Annotated in this window: 23 protein-coding genes and 2 pseudogenes; 14 read left to right on the top strand and 11 right to left on the bottom strand. The window is 73.3% G+C overall.

What is annotated here, in order from left to right; all coding sequences use genetic code 11:
- Window positions 1-1,830 (bottom strand): ATP-binding protein, encoded by a 1,830-nt coding sequence (locus tag AB0472_RS37020; protein WP_366363284.1) that lies wholly within the window; start codon window positions 1,828-1,830, stop codon window positions 1-3.
- Window positions 1,831-2,177: 347 nt separating this feature from the next.
- Here AB0472_RS37020 and AB0472_RS37015 point away from each other — a divergent pair, with 347 nt between their 5' ends.
- The 3 genes from AB0472_RS37015 (at window position 2,178) to AB0472_RS37005 (ending at window position 4,152) form a co-directional block, all read left to right on the top strand.
- The gene (locus AB0472_RS37015; protein ID WP_366363282.1) at window positions 2,178-2,540 is read left to right on the top strand and encodes a DUF1304 family protein; all 363 of its coding nucleotides are present in this window, start codon (window positions 2,178-2,180) and stop codon (window positions 2,538-2,540) included.
- Entirely contained in the window at window positions 2,537-3,103 is a 567-nt protein-coding gene (locus tag AB0472_RS37010; protein WP_366363280.1) for a TetR/AcrR family transcriptional regulator, read from the top strand. The genes AB0472_RS37015 and AB0472_RS37010 overlap by 4 nt, the downstream gene beginning before the upstream one ends.
- 98 nt (window positions 3,104-3,201) lie before the next feature.
- Entirely contained in the window at window positions 3,202-4,152 is a 951-nt protein-coding gene (locus AB0472_RS37005; RefSeq protein ID WP_366363278.1) for an NADP-dependent oxidoreductase, read from the top strand.
- Between the two features lie 9 nt (window positions 4,153-4,161).
- Here AB0472_RS37005 and AB0472_RS37000 read toward each other — a convergent pair whose 3' ends face one another.
- Complete coding sequence (locus AB0472_RS37000; RefSeq protein ID WP_366363276.1) at window positions 4,162-5,268, bottom strand: NAD(P)-dependent alcohol dehydrogenase; 1,107 nt, start codon at window positions 5,266-5,268, stop codon at window positions 4,162-4,164.
- A 25-nt stretch (window positions 5,269-5,293) separates the two neighbouring features.
- Entirely contained in the window at window positions 5,294-6,751 is a 1,458-nt protein-coding gene (locus tag AB0472_RS36995) for an aldehyde dehydrogenase family protein (protein ID WP_366363274.1), read from the bottom strand.
- 116 nt (window positions 6,752-6,867) lie between these two features.
- Between AB0472_RS36995 and AB0472_RS36990 the strand changes: the two genes are divergently transcribed.
- Together AB0472_RS36990 and AB0472_RS36985 are read left to right on the top strand one after the other, a co-directional pair.
- A complete protein-coding gene (locus AB0472_RS36990) occupies window positions 6,868-7,296 on the top strand; it encodes a MarR family transcriptional regulator (RefSeq protein WP_366363272.1) in 429 nt (142 codons plus the stop codon).
- A gap of 214 nt (window positions 7,297-7,510) precedes the next feature.
- The gene (locus AB0472_RS36985; RefSeq protein WP_366363270.1) at window positions 7,511-7,903 is read left to right on the top strand and encodes an anti-sigma factor antagonist; all 393 of its coding nucleotides are present in this window, start codon (window positions 7,511-7,513) and stop codon (window positions 7,901-7,903) included.
- 172 nt (window positions 7,904-8,075) lie between these two features.
- On the opposite strand, the gene AB0472_RS36980 is transcribed toward AB0472_RS36985, so the two are convergent.
- On the bottom strand, window positions 8,076-9,032 hold the full coding sequence (locus tag AB0472_RS36980; RefSeq protein ID WP_351486593.1) for a ribose-phosphate pyrophosphokinase: 957 nt from the start codon (window positions 9,030-9,032) through the stop codon (window positions 8,076-8,078).
- 59 nt (window positions 9,033-9,091) lie between these two features.
- The gene (locus AB0472_RS36975) at window positions 9,092-9,808 is read right to left on the bottom strand and encodes an SDR family NAD(P)-dependent oxidoreductase (protein WP_366363268.1); all 717 of its coding nucleotides are present in this window, start codon (window positions 9,806-9,808) and stop codon (window positions 9,092-9,094) included.
- Between the two features lie 77 nt (window positions 9,809-9,885).
- On the opposite strand from AB0472_RS36975, the gene AB0472_RS36970 reads away from it, so the two are divergent.
- Complete coding sequence (locus AB0472_RS36970; protein WP_366363266.1) at window positions 9,886-10,698, top strand: helix-turn-helix transcriptional regulator; 813 nt, start codon at window positions 9,886-9,888, stop codon at window positions 10,696-10,698.
- Window positions 10,699-10,922: 224 nt separating this feature from the next.
- Window positions 10,923-11,555, top strand: coding sequence for a DUF4230 domain-containing protein (locus AB0472_RS36965; RefSeq protein WP_352366637.1), 633 nt, complete (start codon window positions 10,923-10,925; stop codon window positions 11,553-11,555).
- A gap of 72 nt (window positions 11,556-11,627) precedes the next feature.
- On the opposite strand, the gene AB0472_RS36960 is transcribed toward AB0472_RS36965, so the two are convergent.
- Window positions 11,628-11,753, bottom strand: a complete 126-nt coding sequence (locus AB0472_RS36960) for a hypothetical protein (RefSeq protein ID WP_366363382.1) — start codon at window positions 11,751-11,753, stop codon at window positions 11,628-11,630.
- 239 nt (window positions 11,754-11,992) lie between these two features.
- Here AB0472_RS36960 and AB0472_RS36955 point away from each other — a divergent pair, with 239 nt between their 5' ends.
- Entirely contained in the window at window positions 11,993-12,682 is a 690-nt protein-coding gene (locus tag AB0472_RS36955) for a VanZ family protein (RefSeq protein WP_366363378.1), read from the top strand.
- A gap of 169 nt (window positions 12,683-12,851) precedes the next feature.
- Window positions 12,852-14,096 (top strand): family 16 glycosylhydrolase, encoded by a 1,245-nt coding sequence (locus AB0472_RS36950; RefSeq protein WP_366363264.1) that lies wholly within the window; start codon window positions 12,852-12,854, stop codon window positions 14,094-14,096.
- 16 nt (window positions 14,097-14,112) lie between these two features.
- Here AB0472_RS36950 and AB0472_RS36945 read toward each other — a convergent pair whose 3' ends face one another.
- Complete coding sequence (locus AB0472_RS36945) at window positions 14,113-14,370, bottom strand: hypothetical protein (protein WP_366363263.1); 258 nt, start codon at window positions 14,368-14,370, stop codon at window positions 14,113-14,115.
- A 67-nt stretch (window positions 14,371-14,437) separates the two neighbouring features.
- On the opposite strand from AB0472_RS36945, the gene AB0472_RS36940 reads away from it, so the two are divergent.
- From AB0472_RS36940 to AB0472_RS36930, 3 genes are all read left to right on the top strand, one after another.
- Complete coding sequence (locus AB0472_RS36940) at window positions 14,438-15,490, top strand: PHP domain-containing protein (RefSeq protein ID WP_366363261.1); 1,053 nt, start codon at window positions 14,438-14,440, stop codon at window positions 15,488-15,490.
- Between the two features lie 34 nt (window positions 15,491-15,524).
- Window positions 15,525-16,187 (top strand): HAD family hydrolase, encoded by a 663-nt coding sequence (locus tag AB0472_RS36935; RefSeq protein WP_366363260.1) that lies wholly within the window; start codon window positions 15,525-15,527, stop codon window positions 16,185-16,187.
- Between the two features lie 302 nt (window positions 16,188-16,489).
- Complete coding sequence (locus tag AB0472_RS36930) at window positions 16,490-17,452, top strand: SDR family NAD(P)-dependent oxidoreductase (RefSeq protein ID WP_366363258.1); 963 nt, start codon at window positions 16,490-16,492, stop codon at window positions 17,450-17,452.
- 243 nt (window positions 17,453-17,695) lie between these two features.
- Here AB0472_RS36930 and AB0472_RS36925 read toward each other — a convergent pair whose 3' ends face one another.
- The 4 genes and pseudogenes from AB0472_RS36925 to AB0472_RS36910 all read right to left on the bottom strand — a co-directional run bounded on the left by AB0472_RS36925 (window position 17,696) and on the right by AB0472_RS36910 (window position 21,339).
- Entirely contained in the window at window positions 17,696-17,917 is a 222-nt protein-coding gene (locus AB0472_RS36925) for a hypothetical protein (RefSeq protein WP_366363256.1), read from the bottom strand.
- Window positions 17,918-18,026: 109 nt separating this feature from the next.
- Window positions 18,027-19,316, bottom strand: coding sequence for an ROK family transcriptional regulator (locus AB0472_RS36920; protein WP_366363254.1), 1,290 nt, complete (start codon window positions 19,314-19,316; stop codon window positions 18,027-18,029).
- Window positions 19,317-19,536: 220 nt separating this feature from the next.
- Window positions 19,537-20,492, bottom strand: a pseudogene (locus AB0472_RS36915) (reductase); the annotation flags it as partial.
- 448 nt (window positions 20,493-20,940) lie between these two features.
- Window positions 20,941-21,339 carry a DUF3592 domain-containing protein gene (locus tag AB0472_RS36910; RefSeq protein WP_366363252.1) on the bottom strand — a complete coding sequence of 133 codons (399 nt, stop codon included), beginning with the start codon at window positions 21,337-21,339 and terminating at the stop codon, window positions 20,941-20,943.
- 197 nt (window positions 21,340-21,536) lie between these two features.
- Here AB0472_RS36910 and AB0472_RS36905 point away from each other — a divergent pair, with 197 nt between their 5' ends.
- On the top strand, window positions 21,537-22,817 hold the full coding sequence (locus tag AB0472_RS36905) for an FUSC family protein (RefSeq protein WP_366363250.1): 1,281 nt from the start codon (window positions 21,537-21,539) through the stop codon (window positions 22,815-22,817).
- A pseudogene (locus AB0472_RS36900) lies at window positions 22,814-23,482 on the top strand (hypothetical protein); the annotation flags it as partial. The gene AB0472_RS36905 and the pseudogene AB0472_RS36900, both read left to right, overlap by 4 nt.

The raw sequence follows: 23,482 nt of genomic DNA, 5'->3' as shown, positions 1-23,482 counted from the left end.
CTAGTCGCTCTCTTCAGTGCGGTGCTCGGCGGACTCGCGTCCGGCGGCGGCGTCATCGGCGCCGGCCGGACTCGCGGGTGCCGCGTCGTCTACGTCTCCGGTCAACTCGGCCTCGCTGTCCGCCTCTTCGTCCGCGGCGGACACGCGGCCCGCGGTGGCGAAGGCGGCCAGGCCGGCGAAGGACTCCTCGGGCGGGACCGCGGGGAACGCGGTGCCCTCCGTGCGCTCCGTGCGGGCGGTGCGCTCCTCGGGCTGCTCCTCCTCACGGCGCCGGCTGCGCCGCCGGGGCAGTCCGCCCGGGGTGGTGTCCACGGCTTCGCCGGACTCCGGCGGGGTGACGGTTTCGACGGCGACCGGGCCGTGCGCCTGCACCGGAGACGCGGCGGCGGGGGCGGCCGTCGCGGGGGCCGGAGCGGTGGCGGCCGCGGGCAGCGGGCTGAAGAACTTGTGCGGGACCACGACGACCACCGAGGTGCCGAGCCAGGGCGAGTCCGCGAAGGTGACCCGGATGCCGTAGCGCCGGGCCAGGATGCCGACCACCCGCAGGCCGATGTTGGCGTCCTCGGAGATGCCTCCGATACCGGGTCCGGCCTCGGTGCCCGCCAGGGAGTGCTCGGCCTCGCGCTTCTTCTCCTCGCTCAGGCCCTTGCCGGAGTCCTGGATCTCGATGCCGACGCCGTTGGGCACCTCCTTGCCGGAGACCACGACCGGTTCGGTGGGCGGCGAGTAGCGGGCCGCGTTGTCCAGCAGGTGGGAGAAGATCAGCGTGAGGTGGTCCACCAGACCGCCGTCGACGCCGAGTTCGGGCAGATGCCGGACCTCGACACGGTGGAAGTCCTTGATCCGGCCGATGCCGCCGCGCACCACGCTGAGCAGGCGCTGGGGCTCCTGCCACTGGCGGCCCGGGCGGTCCGAGCCGCCGAGCACACCGATACTGGCGGCGAGCGAGTCGGCGGGGCCGAGCTCCTGGTCGAGCTCCATCAGACCGCGGGCCACGGCGGGCAGCCGGCCGTGCTCGCCCTGCATCTCGTGCAGCCGGCCGCGCAGCTTGCTGGTCAGGACGTGGATACGGTTGCCGATGCTGATCACGGCCTGCTCGGCGGAGGTGGAGCGGTTGAACTCCTCCTCCACCCCGATCAGTGAGGTGCGCAGGATGCGCCGCAGGTCGGCCCGGACGTCCTTGTCGACGTTCGCGCACTGCTCCGTGACGGGCAGCAGGTCGTCGATCGCGTCGCCCTCACGCAGCCGCGTCAGCGCGTCGGGCAGCTGCTCGACGGCGAGCCGGGAGATCGCGGCCCGCTGGTGCGTGAGCTGCTCCTGCCAGACCTCGGCCTGGTCGGCGAGCTGCGCCTCGGAGGACTTCAGCTGGTCGGCGAACCGCTCCTCGTACGCCCGGGCCTGCTCGGCCAGTTGGGCGTCGTAGTGGGCGGTCCGGTCGGCGAGCCGGGCCTCGAAGGCGGAGGCCTGCTCGGCGAGCTGGGCGTCGAAGGAGGCGGACTGCTCGTCGATCCGGCCTTCCAGCGTGGCGCGCTCGGCGGAGAACTTGCGCTCCAGGCCGGAGACGTGCTGCTGCCACTGCTGGGAGTGCTCGGCCTGGGAGCTGCGGAACGTCCCTTCGGCGCTGCGCAACTGGCGTTGCGAGCGAATCAGCAGGCGCACGCACACCGAGCTCGCGACGGTGGCCGCGGCACCGGCGACGGCCGCGGTTATTCGCTCCGAGCTCATGAACGTGGCGGCGACCGTCCCTCCTCCTAAGGCCAGCGGCATCAGCCACCAGCTGTACCAGGCGACAGGGGCCCGCGCCGCCGGCGGCGGAGTGGCGAGTTCCATCTGCATCCCTCGAAGCAACACGATCGAACAACAGCGAACAGGGGCGGTGTGCGTAGGCCGCACTCACGAGCACGCACGGCGGGACGGACCCACCCTGGGGTGCGTCAACTCGCTGTGACGGAAGGGAGCTTATCGGGTTTGAACCCGAAAGGATCAACCTCGGCGAGCAGAGGAAGTGAGGGTTCCGTCACGCTCCGCCAGTTGGCGGCAAATCAACAAATACCCATCCTCGTCCGCGACTTCGCGACATGCACCCCCATCCCCGACCCCAGGACCTCCGGGGCATCCTGGACACCTGTCCAGGTATGGTGGACATCTGTTCAAGAGATGGGGAGGGTCCGTCGATCATGGAAATCCTGGCGAACGTGCTGGTCGGCCTGGTAGCCGCGCTGCACGCGTACATCCTGGTGATGGAGATGTTCCTGTGGCAGAAGGGTCCGGGGATGCGCTTCCACGGCTTCGACGCGGATCTGGCCCGGCGGACCGCGCCGCTCGCCGCCAACCAGGGCCTCTACAACGGGTTCCTGGCGGCCGGTCTGGTCTGGGGGCTGGTCGCGGCCGACCCGACCGGCTTCCGGGCCCAGGTGTTCTTCCTGTCGTGCGTGGTGGTGGCGGGGGTGTACGGCGCGGTCACCGCCAACCGGCGGATCCTGTTCGCGCAGGCGCTGCCCGGCGCGCTCGCCCTGGCGGCCGTCCTCGCCGCCCGATGACCGGCCGCCCGGCCGCAGAGGACCCGCGGGCCGCCCGCACCCGGGCCCGGCTGCGGGCGGCGCTCCTGGCCGAGTGCGCCGAACGACCGCTCGCCGAGGCCGCCGTGGCCGCGGTGGTGCGCCGGGCCGGGGTGGGCCGGGCCACCTTCTACGTGCACTACGACGGCCTGGAGGCGCTGGCGGTCGACGCCTGCGCGGACGTCGTACGGGAGGCGGTCGAGGCGCTGCACGCCTGGCGCGGCCGTCCGGACCCGGTGCACGCACCGCCGGCGCTGCGGGAGTTCTTCGCCGGACTGGTCCCGCACCGGGCGCTGTACCGGGAGCTGCTCGCACCGGGCGGCGGAGGCCCGCTGGGCCGGGTGCTGCACCGGGACCTGCGGGCCCGCAGCCTGGCCGAGCGGGAGCTGGTGGGCGCGGCCGACGCCCCGCTGGTGGCCTCGGCGGTGGCCGCCACCTTCGCCGGGGTGCTGGCCGACTGGCTGCACGGCCTGCTGGACGCGGGCCCCGACGAACTCGCGGACCAGGTCTGGCAGTTGCTGGTCGCCCTGCACATGAGCCGCTGAGCGGCCGGGCACGGGAGCGCGGAGGCTGGCACAATTCCATCGAAGGTTGGCCATCGTGCCATTTCCTCGCCGGGCGCGTCCCGGCAGGCTGGGTGACCATGAACGATGTGAACACGATGCGAGCGATCAGCCAGGACGTCCTCGGCGGCCCCGAGGTGCTGAAGGTGATCGAGACGGAGCGGCCGAAGCCGCGCCCCAACGAGGTGCTGGTCCGGGTGCGGGCCGCCGGCCTGAACCCGACCGACTGGAAGCACCGGGAGAACGGCGGCTTCCTGGGCAGGCCGCCCTTCGTCCTCGGCTGGGACGTCTCCGGCACCGTGGCGGAGACCGGGATCGGCGTCGCCGCCTTCAGGCCCGGTGACGAGGTCTTCGGCATGGCGCCCTACCCGTTCGGGCACGGCACGCACGCCGAGTACGCGATCGTCCCTGCGCGGGCACTGGTGCCGAAGCCCGCCGTGATCGACCACGTGCAGGCGGGCGCGCTGCCCCTGGTGTCCCTGACCGCCTGGCAGGCGCTGGTGGAGAACGCCGACGTCAAGCCGGGCCAGCGGGTGCTGATCCACGCGGCGGCCGGCGGGGTCGGGCACGTGGCGGTGCAGATCGCCAAGGCGCGCGGCGCGTACGTGATCGGTACGGCGAGCGCCGGCAAGCACGACTTCCTGCGGGAGATCGGCGTGGACGAGCCGGTGGACTACCGGTCCGTGGACGTCACGGAGACGGTGCGGGACGTCGATGTCGTGCTCGACACCGTCGGCGGGGACACCTCGGTCGGTTCGCTGCGGGTGCTGCGGCCGGGCGGGATCGTCGTGTCCATCCTGCCGGTGGGCTCGCCCGCGCTGTACGAGGAGGCCGAGCGGCTGGGCGTGCGGGCGGTGCGGATGCTGGTGGACGCCGACCGGGCCGGGATGCGGGCGGTCGCGGAGCTGGTGGAGGCGGGGCAGCTGCGCGCGACGGTCGCCGGGACCTTCCCGCTGGCCGATGCCGCCAAGGCGCACGAGCTGGGCGGCACCGGCCGGACCACCGGGAAGCTGGTCCTGGTCGTGGACTGACCGGCGCGGTCAGAAGACGAGCACGGGCTTGATGGCCTTGCCCGTGCTCATGTCCCGCACGGCCCGGTCGATGTCGGCGAACGGGTAGGTGCTGACCAGCCGGTGCAGCGGGAGCCGCCCCTCGCGGACCAGCCGGACCAGGGCCGGGACGAAGGCCTGGGTCTCGCTGTCGCCGAGGGTGAGGCCGACGATCCGCTTGCCGGACAGCAACCCGTTGACGTCGAGCGGGACCTCGGTGCCGAAGGGCGGGGCGCCCACGACGACCAGGGTGCCGCGGGCGGCCAGCGCGTCGACGCCCTGGCGCAGGACGCCGACGTTGCCGGTGGTCTCCACGATGCCGTCGGCGCCCGCTCGGCCGGTGACACGACGGAGGGCCTCGGGCACGTCCTCCCGGGTCGCGTCGACGGTGTGGGTGGCGCCCACCTCCCGTGCCAGCTCGAGGCGTTCGGGCACCCGGTCGACGGCGACGACCGTGGTGGCGGGGGTGAGGGCGGCGGCCATGACGGCCGACAGGCCGACCGCTCCGGCGCCGAGGACGACGACCGTGCTGCCGGGGGCCGGTTCCAGGACGTTCCACACGGCGCCGGCCCCGGTCTGCACCCCGCAGCCGAGCGGGGCGATCGACTCCAGCGGGACCTCCGGGTCGACCTTGACCAGGCTGCGCTCGTCCACCAAGGCCCGTTCGGCGAAGGAGGACTGGCCGAAGAAGTGCCCGCCGAGCGGCTCGCCGTCCCGGCTGACGGTGGCGGTGCCGTCGGCGCGCCGGCCGCCGATCAGGTTGAGCGGCAGCCAGGTGGTGCAGTAGGCGGGGTGGCCGCCGTGGCAGTTGCGGCAGGTGCCGCAGGAGGTGAAGGACAGCACGACGTGGTCGCCGGGGACCACGGCGGTGACGGCGGAGCCGACGGCCTCGACGACGCCGGCGCCCTCGTGGCCGAGGACTCCGGGCAGCGGGAAGGGCAGTCCGCCGCTCGCCACACCGAGGTCGGTGTGACACAGGCCGGTGGCGACCATGCGGACGAGCGCCTCGTACGGCCCCGGCGCGTCGAGCTGGACGTCGCGCAGGGTGAAGGGGGCGCCGCCGGACTCGACCACGGCGGCTCGGGTGGTGAGGGTCATCGTGGGAACTCCTGGTCTGCGGGGCTCAGTCGAGCGAGACGACGACGGACTTGACCTTGGTGTAGGCGGCGAGCGCCTCGGGGCCGTACTCGCGGCCGAAGCCGGAGGCCTTGACGCCGCCGAAGGGGACGGCGGGGTCGAGCAGCGCCCAGTCGTTGACCCAGACGATCCCGGCCTGGAGGCGGGCGGCCACCCGGTGCGCACGGGCGAGGTTGCCGGTCTGGATGCCCGCGGCGAGGCCGTACGGCGTGGAGTTGGCGAGGGCGACGGCCTCGTCCTCGGTGTCGAAGGGCTGCACGGTGAGGACGGGGCCGAAGATCTCGTCCTGGACCACCCGGGAGTCGTTCGGCAGGTCGGCGACGACGGTCGGCCGGTAGTAGAACCCGCCGTTCAGGTCGAGGCGTTCGCCGCCGCAGACGATGCGGCCGCCCTCCTTGCGGGCGAGTTCGACGTACTCCTCGACCTTGCGCAGGTGCTTCTGTCCCGCCATCGGGCCCACCACCGTGGCGGGGTCGCGCGGGTCGCCGACCGGGACGCCGGGGACGGCGTCGGCGAGGATGCCGAGCAGCGTGGCGTAGACCGGGCGGGCGACCAGGAGCCGGGGGCCGCCCATGCAGAACTGGCCGGTGTTGAAGACGAACGCCTTGATCACCGCGCCGACGGCCTTCTCCAGGTCGGCGTCCTCGAAGACGAGGTGGGCCGCGTTGCCGCCGAGTTCCACGGTGACCGGCCTGAGCGCCTCCCCGGCCGTGCTCGCGACGTGCCGGCCGACGGCGGTGGAGCCGGTGAAGGCGACCTTGTCGATGCCCGGGTGGCGCAGCAGGGCCTCGCCCGCGACCGGTCCGCCGCCGGTGACGACGTTCAGCACGCCGTCGGGGAGGCCCGCCTCCTGGAAAAGACGGGCCATGTACAGGGCGCTGAGCGGGGTCTCGTCGGCGGGCTTGTGGACGACCGTGTTGCCGGCGGCGAGGGCCGGGCCGATCTTGGAACCGGCCAGGATGAGCGGGAAGTTGAAGGGGGTGATGGCGGCGACGACACCGACCGGCTCGCGCCGCGTGTAGGCCAGCGCGTTCATCGGGACGTCCCGGACGGCGCCGTCGAGCGTGTGGGCGAGGGCCGCGAAGTGTTCGTAGTCGTTGGCCGCGTTGGTGACGTCGACGGCCCGGGCGAGTGTGATCGGCTTGCCGACGTCCAGGCTCTCCAGGGCGGCTATCTCCTCGGCGTTCTCGCGGATCGCCTCGGCGACGCGGTGCAGGACGCGGCCGCGCTCGCGGCCGCTGAGTCCCGGCCACTCCCCCGCGTCGAAGGTCCCACGGGCGGCGCGTACGGCGGCGTCCACGTCGGCGGCGCCGGCCTCGGCGACGGTGGTGATCGCCTGACCGGTGGCCGGGTCGGTCACCTCCGTCCGGGCCCCGTCGGCGGCCTCCCGCCACCGTCCGCCGATGAACAGCCGCCCCGGTCCGGTCTCGAAGGTGGTCGTCATTGCCCACTCCCAGCGTCGATCGCCAAGCCTTCAATAAACAGGATTCCTGTTTGTTTCATCCCTGGACCGCAGTCTGATTACAGACAGGATTCCTGTCAATGCTCTAGGGTGGACGCATGGTCGGTACAAAGACACGCCCCTCGCTGCTGTACATGGTCAAGCAGGTGGAGCTGGTGGTGCGCTCACACCTCGACGAGCTGGTCAGGCCCGCCGGGATCACCGCGCTGCAGTACACGGCCCTGACCGTCCTGGAGCGCCACGACGGCCTGTCGGCGGCCCAGCTGGCCCGGGACTCGTTCGTCACCGCCCAGTCGATGGCCGACCTCGTACGGTCGCTGGAGACGCGCGGGCTGATCCGGCGGGAGCGCAACCCGCGCAACCGGCGCGAGTTGCTGATCCTGCTGACCGACGCCGCGCGTGAGCTGCTCGCGGAGGTCGCCGGGCCGGTGCGGGAACTGGAGGAGCGGATGGTCCGCGAGCTCACCGCACACCAGGAGGAGCAGTTCCGCCAGGCGCTGGGCAAGGCGTGGCACGCACTCTCCTAGCGCCGCTCCCCCGGCGCGCTCCGGGCCCGCTCTCCGCCCGGCGGGTGGCACCGCTCCCACGTGCCGGTTCCCCGACTGTCGCGCACGCCACAGAAAATGGCGAGCCGAAGCAGCAGACATATGTCAATCGAACATGCTCAAATTCCCTCCATCGAGGGTAACTTGCAGGGCGGGGAACGGAATTGAACCGGCAGGGGTGGGAGGTGATGCCGTCGTGCGCCAGGGACTCCGGCAGGATCCCGCGCCGCTCTCCCGGTACCTGCGCATCCACCAGGACCGCGGCCACACGGTGCTGGAGCTGCGCGGCGAGATCGACATCGCGGCGGCGACGGAGATCGCGCCCCACCTGGACCGGGTGACCGCCCAGGAGAACGCCCGGGTGGTGATCGACCTGCTGCCCGTCGCGTTCTTCGACTGTTCGGGGCTGCGGCTGCTCTACCGGGCACGCAGCCGGGTGCTGGAGCGCGGCGGACAGCTGCAGCTGGTCTGCACCCATCCGCTGACCCTGCGGGTGCTGAAGGTGACCGGGCTGTCGCGGCTGCTGCCGCCCAGGCCGACGCTGGACGCGGCCCTGGGGCAGCCCGAGGCCACGTCCGGCACCTTGTGACACCGTTGCCACGGTGCTCACCCGAGAGTCCGCAGCCCCCGTGGTCACTTGCGGATCCTGGTCACCTGACCGGCGCCGACGGTCCGCCCGCCCTCGCGGATCGCGGACTTCAGGCCCTCCTCAGCAGAACTGGGGGCGAGCGCGGTGCGGCGCCACAACTCCTCCTTCCCGTCTAGAGGTTGCGCGGCTCGTCGAACAGGGCGCTCACGGACTCACCGTTGTGAATGCGGCGTACGGCCTCCGCCAGCGCCGGGGCGATGGACAGGATCCGCAGTTTGTCGGTGTGCTCCTCGGCCGGTACCGGCACGGTGTTGGTGCAGACGATCTCCAGCACGTCGGGCTGCTCGCTGAGCCGTTTGAGCGCCCCGGCCGCGAACAGCCCGTGGGTGCACGCGATCCGGATCGACCGCGGCGGCCCCAACTCCCTGATTTTTTCCAGGAGTTCGACGACCGTGCTGCCCTTGGCGATCTCGTCGTCGAGCACGATGACGTCCCGGTCGGCCACCTCGCCGATCACCGAGCTGATGGTGACCCGGTCGTCCGGGTACCGCTGCTTGGCACCGGCCGCCACCTGGGCGCCGATCAGCCGGGCGAAGGCGGCGGCCTCCTTGGCGTTGCCGAGGTCGGGCGAGACGACGGTGGTGCGCGACAGGTCGTACCGCCGGAAGTGCGCCGCCAGCTCGCGCAGCGCGTGCAGGTGGTCGACCGGCACCGAGAAGAAGCCGTGCACCTGGGGGGCGTGCAGGGTCATGGCGAGGACCCGGCTCGCGCCGGCCGCCACCAGCAGGTCGGCCACCAGCCGGCCGCCGAGCGAGATCCGCGGGGCGTCCTTCTTGTCGGAGCGCGCGTAGGAGTAGTGCGGCATGACGACGGTGATCCGGCCCGCGGAGGCACCGCGGGCCGCGTCGCACATCAGCAGCAGCTCCACCAGGTGCTCCTGCACCGGCCGGACCAGGGGCTGGACCAAAAAGACGTCCCGCTCCCGGCAGTTGGCCTGGAGCTGCACCTCCAGGCAGTCGTTGGCGAACCGGCTGACCCGCGTCGGGCTGAGCGGCACCCCGAGGTGCGCGCAGACCTCCTCGGCCAGCTCGGGGTGGGCGCTGCCGCTGAAGACCGCGATGTCTCGCACGATCCGCTCCTCGCATGATCAATACGGGCTACGGGCTCATGCTACGGACCGTGCCGCTCTCACCACGGCACGGGTGTGCCGTCCCAGGAGAAGAACCCACCGGTGGGACCGTCGTCGGGCAGCAGCGCCAGCCGTACCGCCCCCCGCGCGCCCTCGGCCGGGTCGCCGCCCCCGACGGCCGCACCGGGCACCAGGGCGGTGGCCCGCCGCCCCGGGGCCAGCGCGTTCACCTTGATCCCGGCCTCGGCCAGCTCCTGGGCGTACAGGACCGTCAGCGCGTTCAGCGCGGCCTTGGCGGAGCGGTAGGCGGCGGCCCGGGGGCTGCCGTGGGCGAACTGCGGATTGGGCCCGGTACTCCAGGCGAGGGACGCGGTGCCGCTGGAGACGTTGACGACGCGCGGGTGGGCGGAGCGGCGCAGGGCGGGCAGGAAGGCGTTGGTGACCGCGACCACGCCGAAGACGTTGGTCTCGTACGTGTCCCGGAAGCCCTCGACGCCGGTCTCGGAGGGGGTGCCGGTCACCGGCTGGACACCGGCGTTGTTGACCAGGACGTCGAGGCGGCCGACGCCGGCGGCGGCCCGCTCGATGCTGTCGGCGTCGGTGACGTCCAGCACCAGGAGGCGCGCGTTCGCGCCGATCTCCGCCACGGCCCGCGCACCGCGCCCGGCGTCCCGGGAACCGACGTGGACGTGGAAGCCCTCCTCGGCCAGCAGTCTGGCGACATGGAATCCGATGCCCGTGTTGGCACCGGTGACGAGTGCTGTGCGATCGTTCATGACAGCCACGGTCCCCCGGCCGCGTCCGCCCTGCCAGGGACCGTCCGTACCAGGCGGACCGAGGAGGCGACGGCGGCATGCCGAGGCAGGAGCTGGCCCGCTTCCTGCGCGAGCGCCGGGCGGGGCTGCGCCCGCAGACGGTGGGGCTGCCGCCCGGCACCGACCGCCGCACCCCCGGGCTGCGCCGCGAGGAGGTCGCCGAGCTGGCGCACATGTCGGTCGACTACTACATCCGGCTGGAGCAGGCCCGCGGTCCCCGGCCCTCCCCGCGCGTCCTGGACGCCCTGGCCGGGGCGCTGCGGCTGGCCCCCGCCGAGCGCAGCCACCTCTTCCGGCTGGCCGGCTCGGCCGCGCCGCCGCCCGGCAGCGCGGCGGTGCGGCAGGTACGGCCGCACGTGGCCGGCCTGCTGGAGCGGCTCCCCGACACCGCCGCGATCGTCACCGACGCGGCCTACGGCCTGGTGGCCTGGAACCCCCTCGCCCAACTGCTGTTCGGCGGCGACCTCGGACACGGCACGACCAATCTGGCGCGGCGGCGGTTCCTCGGCGAGGGGCGGATGTACGAGAGCCGCAGCGCCGAGGAGGCCGGGCACATCGTGGTGGCGCGGCTGCGGCGGGCCGCCGAGCGCTACCCGCACGACGCGTACCTCGCCTCGCTGCTGGGCGAGTTGCGTGCGGGAAGCGAGGACTTCCGGCGGATCTGGGCGACCCATCCGGTGCACGCCCCCGGCCACCGCACCAAGGTCCTCGACCATCCGGAGCTGGGGCGGCTGCGCCTGAACTGCGACGTCCTGCTGGTGCCGGAGGACGACCAGGAGGTCGTCCTGGTCACCGCGGACCCGGGTTCGGCGTCGGCGCACCGTATCGCGGAGCTGGCCGGGAGGACCTGACCGGCCTTCCGGACGCGAGGGCGGCAGCCGGCCGCCGGACACGTTTCGGCACCGCGTGTATCAGTCCTGACCCAGCTGTCTCAATCAGCCGACAACGCGGTCTGGCACGGCCGTTGGCGGGCATTCGTCTCGTTGGAAAGGAGGACCGTCACATGGCGAGTTCCACCAAGGAGAGCAAGGCGAGCTCCACTCAGGAGGCTCCCGTCACGGCCCGGCCCCGGCGCATGCCCGGCTGGGCGAAGCTGGTCACCGCGCTGGTGCTGGTGCTCGTGGTGCTGTTCGCCGGGATCAAACTGGCGGTGCTGCCCGGGATCAAGGACCTGTTCGGCACGGAGACCCGCGACAACACCGGCCCGGCGCTGCTCAAGTCCATCCAGGACATGAGCCGGTACGACGCGGCCTCCGGCAACTTCCAGGTCGTCGTGGACCTGGAGAAGGACGCCAAGTACCTGCCCAGCGCGATCCGCGGCACCCGCACCCTGTACGTCGGCGCGGGCACCGTCGACTCCTACGTCGACCTCGGCAAGATCGCCCAGAGGGACGTGACGGTCAACGCCGACCGGACCGAGGCCACCATCCGGCTGCCGCACGCGCAGTTGGGCAAGGCCACCCTGGACGCCGACCACTCGTACGCCGTCTCCAAGCAGCGCGGCCTGCTGGACCGGCTCGGCGACCTGTTCTCGGACAACCCGAACAGCGAACAGGCGGTGCAGAAGCTCGCGGTGAAGCACATCTCGGACGCGGCGAAGGACAGCGGACTGACCACCCGCGCCGAGACCAACACGACCGGCATGCTGGAGGGTCTGCTGCACTCCCTCGGCTTCACGGAGGTGCACGTGTCCTACGGGACGGTCTGACCGGCGCCGCACGGTCGGACCGGCGGCGCCGGGCGACGCGCGGTGCGACCGGCCGGGTGACGTGCCGGACGGTCAACCGCCCAGCACGCCCGGCGCCGCCGGCGCCCCGAGCGCGGCGGCGCCGACCAGCAGCCAGGCCGCGTGGTCCCCGACGTGCCCCGACTGCGGGCGGCGCACCGGCAGCGCCCGGCGGACCACGCCGAAGGTGAGCGCGCCCCGCCGCGGTGCCCAGGCAGCGCGGACGGAAACCGGTGGTGTGCCCCGGGCGCCGCCAGGAGGAGGGCATCTTGGGGCGCTTCGCGGGTAACAGCGTTACCACGCCGCCAAGTTCACGACTGGAGGACCGGATGGCCAGCGCCGTCTCACGCCTGCGTACCGCCAAGGGCGACCCGATCAAGGAGCGGGAGAAGGGCAAAAGCCCTGGTAGGAGCACCGGACTGTTCGCCAGGGCCGCCGGCCTGGTCGGCGTCCGACGCCCCGCGGCGGGGGCCACCACGGAGAAGGGCGGCACCTCGAAGCCCCCGGCCACCGGCAGGAAGAGTGCCCTCGGGAAGAAGGGCGCCGCCGGGAGCGAGGGCGCCACCGGCAGGGCCCGTGGCCTCGGCAGGAAGACCGGCCCGGGAAAGACGCCCGCCAAGGCCTCCGCCAAGGCGGGCGCCGACGAGCGCCGCCCGCTCCCCCTCCCGCTGCGCCTGCTGGCCATGATGTGCGCCTTCGTCGTGATGGTGGCGTTCGCGGTCGTCCTGGCCAAGCTGACGCTCGATCCGTCCCCCGCGTCGGTGTCGATCGCGCACACCAACCTGCACCCCGGCGCCACGCTCAGGATCTATCTCGACCAGCCGGCGTTCCGTGACGCGGTGAAGCAGATCGGCGGGAACGTCCTGCTCGGCGTCCCGTTCGGGATCCTGGTACCGGTGCTCGCACCCGGCGCCCGCGGCGTGCTGCGGGTGCTGCTGCTCACCGCGATCGTGATGCTGCTGGTCGAGTTCGCGCAGGGTGCGCTGGTCACCGGCCGGGCCTTCGACGTGGACGACGTCATCCTCAACACCACGGGGGCGCTGGTCGGTTGGCTGCTGCTGGGCCGGCGGCTCGGCCGCGCGGTGCACGCCCGCAGGCGCAAGGCCTGACGGCGGGACGCAGGTCCGGATCCAGTCAGGAGATCGTCCTGTACTGGTCCGGACCAACGTATTGACGCGCCACTTATCTCACTCCTTAAATCAAGAGGCGTCACCCTTACCCCCCCCACCCCCGGCCGGCCGCCTCCCCGCGCCCGGCCGCCGTACGGAAGGGAGAGCCATGGCCTCGCCACGACTGCTCCGCCGATGCCTCTTCGCCGCCCTGTCCGCCGCCGCCCTGGTCGGGTCCGTCGCGGTCGGGCCCGCCCACCGCGCCGAGGCCGCCGACGCGAGCGCGGCCGCCGTGACCTTCTCCGACAACTTCGACGGGGCCGCCGGTTCGCCGGTCGACTCCTCGAAGTGGACGCTGGAGACCGGCGACAACGTCAACAACCACGAGCGCGAGTACTACACCTCGGGCACCGGGAACGCGGCCCTCGACGGCCAGGGACACCTGGTCATCACGGCCAGGAAGGAGAACCCCGCCAACTACCAGTGCTGGTACGGCACCTGCCAGTACACCTCGGCCCGCATGAACACCTTCGGGAAGTTCAGCGCCCAGTACGGGCACGTCGAGGCCCGGATGAAGATCCCGCGCGGGCAGGGCATGTGGCCGGCCTTCTGGATGCTCGGCACCGACATCGGGTCGGTCGGCTGGCCGAACTCCGGTGAGATCGACGTGATGGAGAACGTCGGCTACGAGCCGTCGACGGTGCACGGCACCATCCACGGTCCCGGCTACTCCGGCTCGAACGGGATAGGCGCGGCCTACTCGCTGCCGAACGGCCAGGCCTTCGCGGACGGCTTCCACACCTTCGCCGTCGACTGGGCGCCCGACTCGGTCAAGTGGTCGGTCGACGGCACCGTCTACGAGACCCGGACCCCCGCCGACGTGGGCGGCAACACGTGGGCGTTCAACAAGCCGTTCTTCCTCATCCTGAACCTGGCCGTGGGCGGCTACTGGCCGGGGGACCCGGACGGCTCGACCGCCTTCCCGGCACAGCTGGTCGTGGACTCGGTGTCGGTGACGACCAGTGACAGCGCCACCGGTGTCGCGATCAAGGGCCTGGCCGGCAAGTGCGTGGACGTGGCCGGGGCGAACACGGCCAACGGCACGCCCGTCGACCTCTACGACTGCAACGGCACCGCCGCCCAGCAGTGGACCGTCGGCAGCGACGGCACCGTCCGCGCGCTCGGCAAGTGCCTGGACGTCACCGGCGGCGGCACGGCGGACGGCACGCAGGTCCAGCTCTACGACTGCAACGGCACGGCCGCCCAGAAGTGGGCCGTCTCCTCGGCCCACGACATCGTGAACCCGCAGGCGAACAAGTGCCTGGACGTCACCGGCAACAACTCGGCCAACGGCACCCGGCTGCAGATCTGGACGTGCTCGGGCGGCGCCAACCAGAAGTGGACGGTCGGCTGAGCACGGGGCGCGCCGGCTAGCGGCGCGACGGGCGGGGCGCCCAGGTGAACTTGTCCCCGCCCACCCAGCGGACCACGTCCGGGTCGTCCAGGTCGTGGACCGGTATCCCGAAGGACGCGGCCACCTCCAGGACGTCCGTGACGGTGCGCGCCTGGCAGACCACCTCTCCGTCGATCTCCACGATGCGGAAGGGCGGGGTGCCGGGCCTGCCGGTCATGACCCCGAGCACCAGGATCCGCGGCTGGGAGATGTACGGGCTCGCTATCTCGGTCATGCAATCGAGGGTAGAACTCCCGGGGCGGAAGTGACCGTCCTGAGTCACCCTGACGGGGGAGGTGGCCATGGACCCCGTCGACGCGCTGGAACGCATCGCCTTCCTGCTGGAACGCTCACTGGCACCCACCTACCGGGTCCGCGCGTTCCGCACCGCCGCAAGGGTCCTGGCCGCTCTGCCCGCCGGCGAGGTCGCCGCGCGGGCGCGGACCGGGAGCCTGGAGTCGCTGCGGGGTGTGGGCCCGAAGACGGCCCAGGTGGTCCAGGAGGCACTGGCCGGAGATTTGCCCGGATATTTGCGCAGACTTGAGGAAGAAACAGCCAAGCCGGCGGCCGGCCCCGGGTCCGCGCTGCGGGAGCTGCTGCGTGGGGACTGCCATCTGCACTCGGACTGGTCCGACGGCGGCAGCCCGATCGAGGAGATGGGCCGCACCGCCGCGGCCCTCGGGCACGACTGGGCGGTGCTCACCGACCACTCCCCCAGGCTCACCGTGGCACGCGGGCTGTCCCCGGAGCGGCTGCGCGAGCAGCTGGCCGTGGTGGCCCGTCTCAACGCCGCCTGGGCACCGTTCCGGCTGCTCACCGGCATCGAGTGCGACATCCTGGAGGACGGCTCGCTGGACCAGGAGCCGGAGCTGCTGGAGCGGCTCGACGTGGTCGTCGTCTCGGTCCACTCCAAGCTGCGGATGGACGCCCGCTCGATGACCCGGCGCATGGTGGCCGCCGTCCGCGATCCGCACGCCGACGTCCTCGGCCACTGCACGGGCCGCCTGGTCACCGGACGGGGGCGGCCGGAGTCCGCGTTCGACGCGGACGAGGTGTTCGCCGCCTGCGCCGAGTCCGGTACGGCCGTGGAGATCAACAGCCGCCCGGAGCGGCTCGACCCGCCCCGGCGACTGCTGCGCCGGGCCGTCGGCGCCGGGGTGCTGTTCGCGGTCGACACCGACGCCCACGCCCCCGGCCAGCTCGACTGGCAGATCCTCGGCTGCGCCCGGGCCGAGGAGTGCGCGGTGCCCGCCGAACGGGTGGTGACCACGTGGTCCGTGAAGGAGCTGCTGGCCTGGACCCGCGAGGGACGGGTCCCGGCACGCGTGACCGGCGCCCGACGCGGTACCCGGTGAGCCGGGACCGAACCGCAGGAAGGAGCGCCGAGCGATGGAGCGGGCTGCCGTGTTCGACGTCGACGGGACCCTCGTCGACACCAACCATCTGCACGTCACGACCTGGTGGGAGGCCTTCAGGCAGGCCGGTCACGAGGTCACCATGAACGCCGTGCACCACTCCGTCGGGCTCGGCTCCGGCGACCTGATCGACCACCTCCTGGGCGAGGACCGCGACCGGAGCCGGGACGACGAGCTCGCCGCCACGCACACCGCGCTCTACGGGCAGTTCTTCGACCGGCTCGCACCGCTGCCGGGCGCCGGCGAGCTGCTGCGGCGCCTGCACCGGGACGGCTGGCGGGTGGTGCTGGCCACCTCGGCGAGCGGACCCGAGCTGGCCGCGCTGCGCCGCGCGATCGACGCCGACGACGTGATCGACGCCACCGCGAGCGCCGACGACGTGACCCGGGGCAAACCGGCGCCGGAGCCGGTCGAGCACGCCCTGGAGCTGGCCGGGGTGCCGGCGGACCGGGCGGTGTTCGTCGGGGACACGGTGTGGGACATGCGGGCGGGCACCAAGGCCGGGGTGCGCTGCGTGGGGGTGCTGTGCGGCGGGATCCCCCGTTCGGACCTGGTGGCGGCCGGGGCGGAGGACATCTATGCCGACCCCGCCGACCTGCTCGGTTCCCTGGCGGACAGCCCGCTCGCCGCGCAGTGACACGCGTCACGTGCGAGCCCGGAACAGCCGGGGGTGGTTGCCCGTTGAGCCAGTCGTGGGTGCGGATGGGACAGTGTCCCCGGGCCTCACCTCCAGCCCACAGGGACGATCGTTCGGCTGAAGCCCTGTGGAGCCCTTCGCCGAGAGGCGACCGCCATCCGTGCCCACCGCCTGACCGCCCCGGTCGCGAATCCCCCGTCGCGGCCGGGGCTTTCCCCTGTCCGGGGCCGCTCGGGACCGTGCCCGCGCCCCGCGATCACGCGCTTGACTTCGAGCGCACTCCAATTCGTAGCGTTCGGGTCATGAGCGCTACGACACCTCAGCACAAGATCGGTTCCGGCTTCGGCGCGGCCAGCACGGCCGACGAGGTCCTGGCCGGGCTCGACCTCGGCGGCCGGCTCGCGATCGTCACCGGCGGCTACTCCGGGATCGGGCTGGAGACCACCCGGGCCCTCACCGAGGCCGGCGCCCGCGTCGTCGTCCCCGCGCGGCGCGCCGAGACCGCCCGCGAGGCGCTGGCCGGGCTCGACGGGGTGGAGGTGGACGAACTCGACCTCGGTGACCTGGAGAGCGTGCGCGGCTTCACGGAGCGGTTCCTGGCCTCCGGACGGAATGTCGACTTCGTGATCGACAGCGCCGGGATCATGGCCTGCCCGGAGACCCGGGTCGGGCCCGGCTGGGAGGCCCAGTTCGCCACCAACCACCTCGGGCACTTCGCCCTCGTCAACCGGCTCTGGCCGGCCCTCGCACCCGGCGGCGCCCGGGTCGTGTCGGTCTCCTCGCGCGCCCACCACTTCTCCGGGATGCGCTGGGACGACGTCCAGTTTCGGCACGGCTACGACAAGTGGGAGGCGTACGGCCAGGCCAAGACCGCGAACGTGCTGTTCGCCGTGCACCTCGACCGGCTGGGCCGGGACTCGGGCGTACGCGCCTTCGCCCTGCATCCCGGCGGCATCATGACCCCGCTCCAGCGGCACATCCCCCTCGCCGAGAAGATCGAGCGCGGCTGGACCGACGAGCAGGGCAACCTGCTGGAGGTCGCGGGCATGAAGACCCCCGAGCAGGGCGCGGCCACCCAGACGTGGGCGGCCACCTCCGCGCAGCTGGCGGACCTGGGCGGGGTGTACCTGGAGGACTGCGACGTCGCCGAGCCCGCCGTCGAGGGCGAGCCGACCGGCGTGAAGGCCTGGGCCGTCGACCCGGAGCAGGCCGCCCGGCTGTGGGACCTGTCGGCGGAGCTGACGGGCGTGAACGCGTTCGGCTGACGGCCCGGTCGGGCAGGTCAGGCGGCGTCGGCGCGCTCCCGCCGCGGGACCACCGTGCACTTCGGCTCCGCCGCGGACGCCGCGCCCGCGGCGAACACGCCGAACCGTGTACAGGCCGAACCGGCCGGCAGCGCGAGACCGGAGGCGGCCGCTGGCACCCGCCGGCCGCCGAACAGGACGGCTCCGAGCGCGCCGCCCGCGGTGAGGTACCGCGCGCCCCGCAGCAGCGTGGCCCTGCGGTGCTCAGGCCGACGGCTCGTCGGGGACCGGGTCCTCGGGGTGCAGCGAGGCCGAGCGCGGTGTGCCGCCGGTACCCGCGCCGGCCTCGTCGGGGTCGGGGACGTCGCCGTCGCCGCGCTCCCCGGGCCGACCGCTCTGCGCCGCCTCCCACGGATCCCGACCGGACCCGGCCTGCTGGTCCGGCAGATCCCGGGGCACCGGCTTGCCGTCCTGCTTCTCACCCACGGCGTACTCCCCTCGCCTCGTTCCGGGGCCTCGTCGGCCTCGTTCCGGACGCCGGGCGAGTACCGCGGCGGAACCGGGCGAAACGCGGGGGGCGGCGAGGCGCGTGGGGTCAGCGGGGGCTGCGCTCCTCCAGGGCCGCGCGCCAGGCGGGGAACCGGTGCTCGGTCGCCGGTTCCGCACGGCGGCCGCCACGGCTGAAGAAGTCGGCGAGGGGCAGGATCGCGGCGCCCACGGTGACCGCGTCCGGGCCGAGCCGGCCGAGGTCGATGGTGACCCGCTCGGCGGGGTGGCGCAGCGCGTACGTGGTCGCGTACCGGCGTACGGCGGGCAGGAAGCGGGCGCCGAGCTGGAGGCCTGCCCAGCCGCCGATCAGGATGCGCTCGGGCTGGAAGAGGTTGATCAGGTCGGAGAGGCCGGCGCCCAGGTACTCGGCGGTCTCCTCCAGGACGGCGAGCGCGACCGGGTCGGACTCGGTGCCCTCGGACGGGTAGGCGGCGGCGAGCATCGCGGTGAGCGCGCTCTCCTCGTCGATGCCCTCGTCGGGCCAGCCGCCCTCCTCGCGCCAGCGGGCGAGCAGCGACTCGGCACCGGCGTACGCCTCCAGGCAGCCGAGCGCGCCGCAGCGGCAGCGGCGGCCCCGCACCCGTACGGTCAGGTGTCCCCATTCGACCGCCCGGCCGTTCTCCACGTCGGCGGTGACCAGGCAGGCGCCGACGCCGGAGCCGAAGAGGACCACGACCGCGTTGTCCGCGCCACGTCCGGCGCCGAACCACATCTCGGCCTGGCCGAGCGTCTTGGCGCCGTTGTCGATGAAGTACCGCACGGAGTCCGGGAGCCGGCAGCCGGAGCGGAGCAGCTCCTCCAGCGGGACGGCGTCCCAGCCGATGGTCTGGCCGTGCACGAGGGCGCCCCGGTCCTCGGTGTGCTCGATGATGCCGGGGACGCCGACACCGACGCCGAGGAGCAGTTCGGGCGAGGCGCCCTCGGTGGCGAGGACCTCGTCGATGCCGTCCCGGATGTGGCCGACGATCACCTCGACGTCGTAGCCCTGCTGCTCCAAGGGGCGCTCGACGCGGGCCAGTTCGGTGAGGTTGAGGTCGAACAGCTCGACGCGGACCCGGGTCTCGCCGACGTCCACGCCGATCATGTGGCCGCTGTGCGGAGCGACGCGCAGCAGGGTCCGGGGGCGGCCGCCGTCGGAGTCGACGCTGCCGGCCTCCTCGACCAGGCCGTCGGCGACCAGGTCGGCGACCACGTTGCTCACCGAGCCGGAGCTCAGGCCCGTGGCCGGGCCCAGCTCGAAGCGGCTGAGGGGGCCGTCGAAGTAGAGCCGCTGCAGCACGGCCGTGCGGTTGGCCCTTCTGAGGTCGCGTACCGTGCGCCCGTTCCGCCCCGCCATGTGGCTCCGCTCCCTTCACGAACCCTGCCCGACCTGCAACATACTCCTTCGGGGGGCCGGAAGCGATATTTTCCCAACCCTTAGTTCACGCTGTGAGCTAAGGAGGGGTTCATGCCGGGTCGCACCGCGGGTCACGGTCGTGTGCGGACATCGGGTCCGCTCCGGTTGCTCGCGCGGTTCCGCGCGCCCTTGCGGGGCACGCCGACGCCCGGGACACCGATCACGACGCTGCGTACACATCCTCCACAAAACGGCCGTCCGCCACCAGGGAGTTCAGCCATTCGCGGGGTTTTCCCCCAGGGACGCGGTCGCGGAACACCTCCCGGAACACCTCCCGGAACGCCTCCCGCACCCCCGGGGCCATCCGGCTGCCGTCCCCGCAGACGTACACCCGGGCGCCCTCCGCCGGCAGCGCCCACACCTCGTCGGCCTCGGCCGCGACGCGGTGCTGGACGAAGGTGCCCGCGGTGCTGAAGGCAGGACGCAGGGAGATCGCGCCGGCCGTCTCGGCGGCCCGCAGCTCCTCGGCGTACAGGAGGTCCGCGTCGGCGGCGTCGCAGCCGACGTAGCAGAGGGCGGGCCGGAGTCGGCTGCCCGCCGCGAGTGCTGCCGTGCGGTCGGCGACGGCGCCGCGGAAGGGGGCCAGGCCGGTGCCGGCCGCGATCATGACGACCGGTGCGGAGTCGTCGATACGGAAGGCGCCCCGGCAGGGCCGGACTCGGGCGTAGACCGTGTCGCCCGGGCACAGGGTGGTCAGGTGACCGGAGCCGGTGCCCCGGTAGGTGCCCCTGCCGGACCTGGCGGGGGCCCCAGCAGGGAATCCACCAGGTCGGCGTGGCGGGGGTCGGCGGCCGGGGACGAGGAGATCGAGTGGTGCCGGGGCCTCAGCGGGGCGAGGAGGTCCAGGAGGCGGGGCCGGTCGAGGGCGCCGCGCAGGGCGGGGTGGTCCTCGATGATCTCGACGAGGGTGCGCGGGTCGTCGCGCAGGGCGGCGAAGGTCGCCCGCTCGGGCGGGCAGGGGTTCGCGGCGGCGAAGAGGGAGAGCTGGCGGGTGCTCGGGCGCTTCCGCAACTGGACCTGATGCGTGAGGAGTTGGCGTGCCGTGAGCGGGCGGTCCACGGCGAGGCCGTCGTGGCGCGGGCGGGTGGCGCGGATGTCGAGGACGGTGTCGGGGTCGCCGTCGAGCCAGGCGGCGAAGGCGGTGGCGTCGTCGGACCACCTGCGCCGGCTGTCGGCCGCTGGGACGCGGCCAGCCGCACCGAACTGGTCGCCCGCGCCTACGCCTTGGGCGTGCTCAGGCCGGGTGCCTGGCCGCCGGTCCCGGCCGGGGAGGCCGTACCCGGGCCGCGCCGGCCGCCCGGCGGCGGTGGTCCGGGGTGCCGTGGACCGGCGGCCCGGCCGGGTGGGCTTCGTCGTGGGTCCCGCCGACGATCCGGCTCTCCGCGGGCCGGTGGTCGTCGCCGGGGTGGACAGGGCGGCCCTGTGGCGCGGCGGCGGCGCGCCCCGCGCCGTGACGGGGGCCGTGCGTTCCGTCGGGTTCCCCCTGTCGCCGGTCCGATGCCGGCCGACCCCAGCCGGTCTCGGTCGGCCCGGTCGGCCCGGTCACGGTCCTTCCGGTCCGGGGTCAGCCCGTCACGGCGATGAGCACCCCGGTCCCCAGGAAGACCAGCCCGCCGAACGCGAGGAACACCACCGGTCCCACGACGTGCCGCCCCATGCGCACCCGGGCGACCTGCGGGTTCTGCGCCAGGTAGACGACCTCCACCTGCCGTCCCGTGGCCAGTCCCATGCCGGTCCCCTGCGCCCGCGGCGAGAACTCGACCCGGTAGCCCAGGCGGTCCGTGAAGGCGATGACGGGGACCCACTTCGGCCCGTCCCGGTCCGTGGTGCGCACGTTGTCCACGACGAGTCCCCAGGTGTGCACCCCGTTCCGTCGCAGCCGGTGCACCACCGAGCCCTCGCGCACCGCGGCCACGAGCAGCCCCAGGCCGGCCACCGCGCACAGCACCGCGCCGAAGTTCAATGCCCCAACCCTTCCGCCCCGTCGGACCGTTCAGCACCTCGGGTGCACAAGACGCGTCGGCGTGGCGTTCGGTTGCCGAGGCGTGGGCGGCGCATCGGGGACCCTGCGTCATCGGCTCTGGTCAACCGGCCACCAGGAGGTGAGCGATCTGCGGAAAACACGTTCGCCGTGACACCCGAGTGGGAACAGGGCAAGGGATGCAAAACGTACGGAAGTGGACCGAGGGGCTGTCGCGACTCCTGCGGCGGCACCGGGACCCGGTGGTCGTGCAGACGCTGCGGTCGGCCACCGCGGCCACGATCGCCTACGTCGTCGCCCTGCACCTGAGCCCGGAGCCGGCTCCGCTCACCGCCCCGCTGACCGCGCTGCTGGTCGTCCAGGTGACCCTGTACGCCACCCTGACCAACGGCTTCCGCCGGGTCAACGCGGTGGTGGCCGGGGTGCTGGTCGCCATCGCCTTCAGCCAGCTGGTGGGGCTGACCTGGTGGAGCCTGGCCCTGCTGATCGTGGCCTCGCTCGCGGTGGGGCACCTGGTGCGCGTCGACGAGTACATCCCGGAGGTGGCGATCAGCGCCATGCTGGTGCTGGGGGTGACCACCATCAGCAGTACCGCGTGGGCGCGGATCGTGGAGACCCTGATCGGCGCGGTCGTCGGCATGGGCTGCAACCTGCTGCTGCCGCCCCCGGTGTGGGTGGACGAGGCCGGGGAGTCGATCGAGGGCCTGGCGCGCCGGCTGCGGCAGCTGATGCTGCGGATGGGCGAGGAGGCCGCGGAGATCATGCCCTGGCAGCAGGCCGCCGCCCGGCTGCACGAGGCCCGCCGGCTGGACCACGCCATCGTCGAGGTGGACGCGGCGCTGCGGCAGGCGGAGGACAGTCTGCGGCTCAACCCGCGGGTGCGGGAGGGCCTGCTGCACCGGGTGGTGCTGCGCACCGGCCTGGACACGCTGGAGATCTGCACGGTCGTGCTGCGGGTGCTGGCCCGCACGTTCACGGACCTGGCGAAGGCCCGCGAGCCCGAACCGCTGTTCGCGTCGGACGCGGGTACGGTCCTGGAGCAGCTGCTGTCCCAGATCGCCGACGGCGTGGTCAGCTTCGCGGTGCTGGTGACCACCAGCATCAGCGAGAACGCGGAGTCGGCCGAGGCCCGGCTCGCCGCCGAACTGCACGCGGCGGCCGGCACCCGTGACAAGCTCGCCGAGCTGCTCCAGGACGAGGTCCGCCACGACGACTGGAACTGGCAGCTGCTCGGCGCCGTGCTGACCGAGGTCAACCGGCTCCTCGACGAGCTGGACACCGAGCACCGCACCCGCCGCCTGCTGGAGGAGCTGGACCGGGTCTCCGGGGAGCAGCGCGCCAGGCGGCCGCGGCTGACCTGGCTGCGGGAGCGGGTGGGCGTACCGGAGCGGCTGCGGCGGAACCGGGGAGGCGGTCCGGGACGTTCTCCGTCAAGGACGGGGAAGGGGGTACGCCGATGACGGGCACGGCGGTACGGATCGAGGGGAACACACTGCGGCTGCCGGGCGGGGTGGCGGTGCGGTTCGTGCGCACGCTGCGGCTGCCGGAGACGGGCACGCATCCGCTGCCGCCGGGGCTCGGGGAGTTCCCCGTGCGGCGGGTGAGCGACCACCCGGACACGGTTCCGCGGGAGTGGCGGGCGCGGGGCGGTGTGATGCTGCCGGTGTACCTGCGCGAGGCGATGTGGCTGAGCTTCGCGGGCACGACACGGCCGGCGGCTCTCCAGGTCGGTGTCGGCAAGGTGTGCGCGGTGTCCGGCAAGCCGTGGAGCGACCGGCTCTCGCAGCAGCCGCAGAACTACCTGGCGCTCCCCCGGCAGCCGTGGCTGGACGGGATCAACTCCGGCAAGGGCACGGTGCGCCAGTTCGTGGCGGTGCCGCTCGGGCTGGGCGCCACGGTGGAGGGGCAGGTCACCGGCGAGGAGGTGTGGGGCGGGGTGCAGCTCCAGTCCTTCCCGCTGTCGCAGGAGGCTCTCGCCGAGTACCAGCGGCTGGAGCGGCTGCGGCGGGAGCGGCTGGGCCGGGAGCGGCTGCGCAGCAGCCGGTCGGCCGGCGGCTTCGGCGCGGCGACGCGGTACGCCGGGCCCGCGAGCGCGGGCTGCTCTGACCGCGCCCCTCCCCGGTCC

Source organism: Streptomyces sp. NPDC086777 (assembly GCF_040702065.1).
In the GTDB taxonomy this organism is placed as follows: Bacteria; Actinomycetota; Actinomycetes; order Streptomycetales; family Streptomycetaceae; genus Streptomyces.
This window is presented reverse-complemented; position numbering and strand designations above follow the sequence as displayed.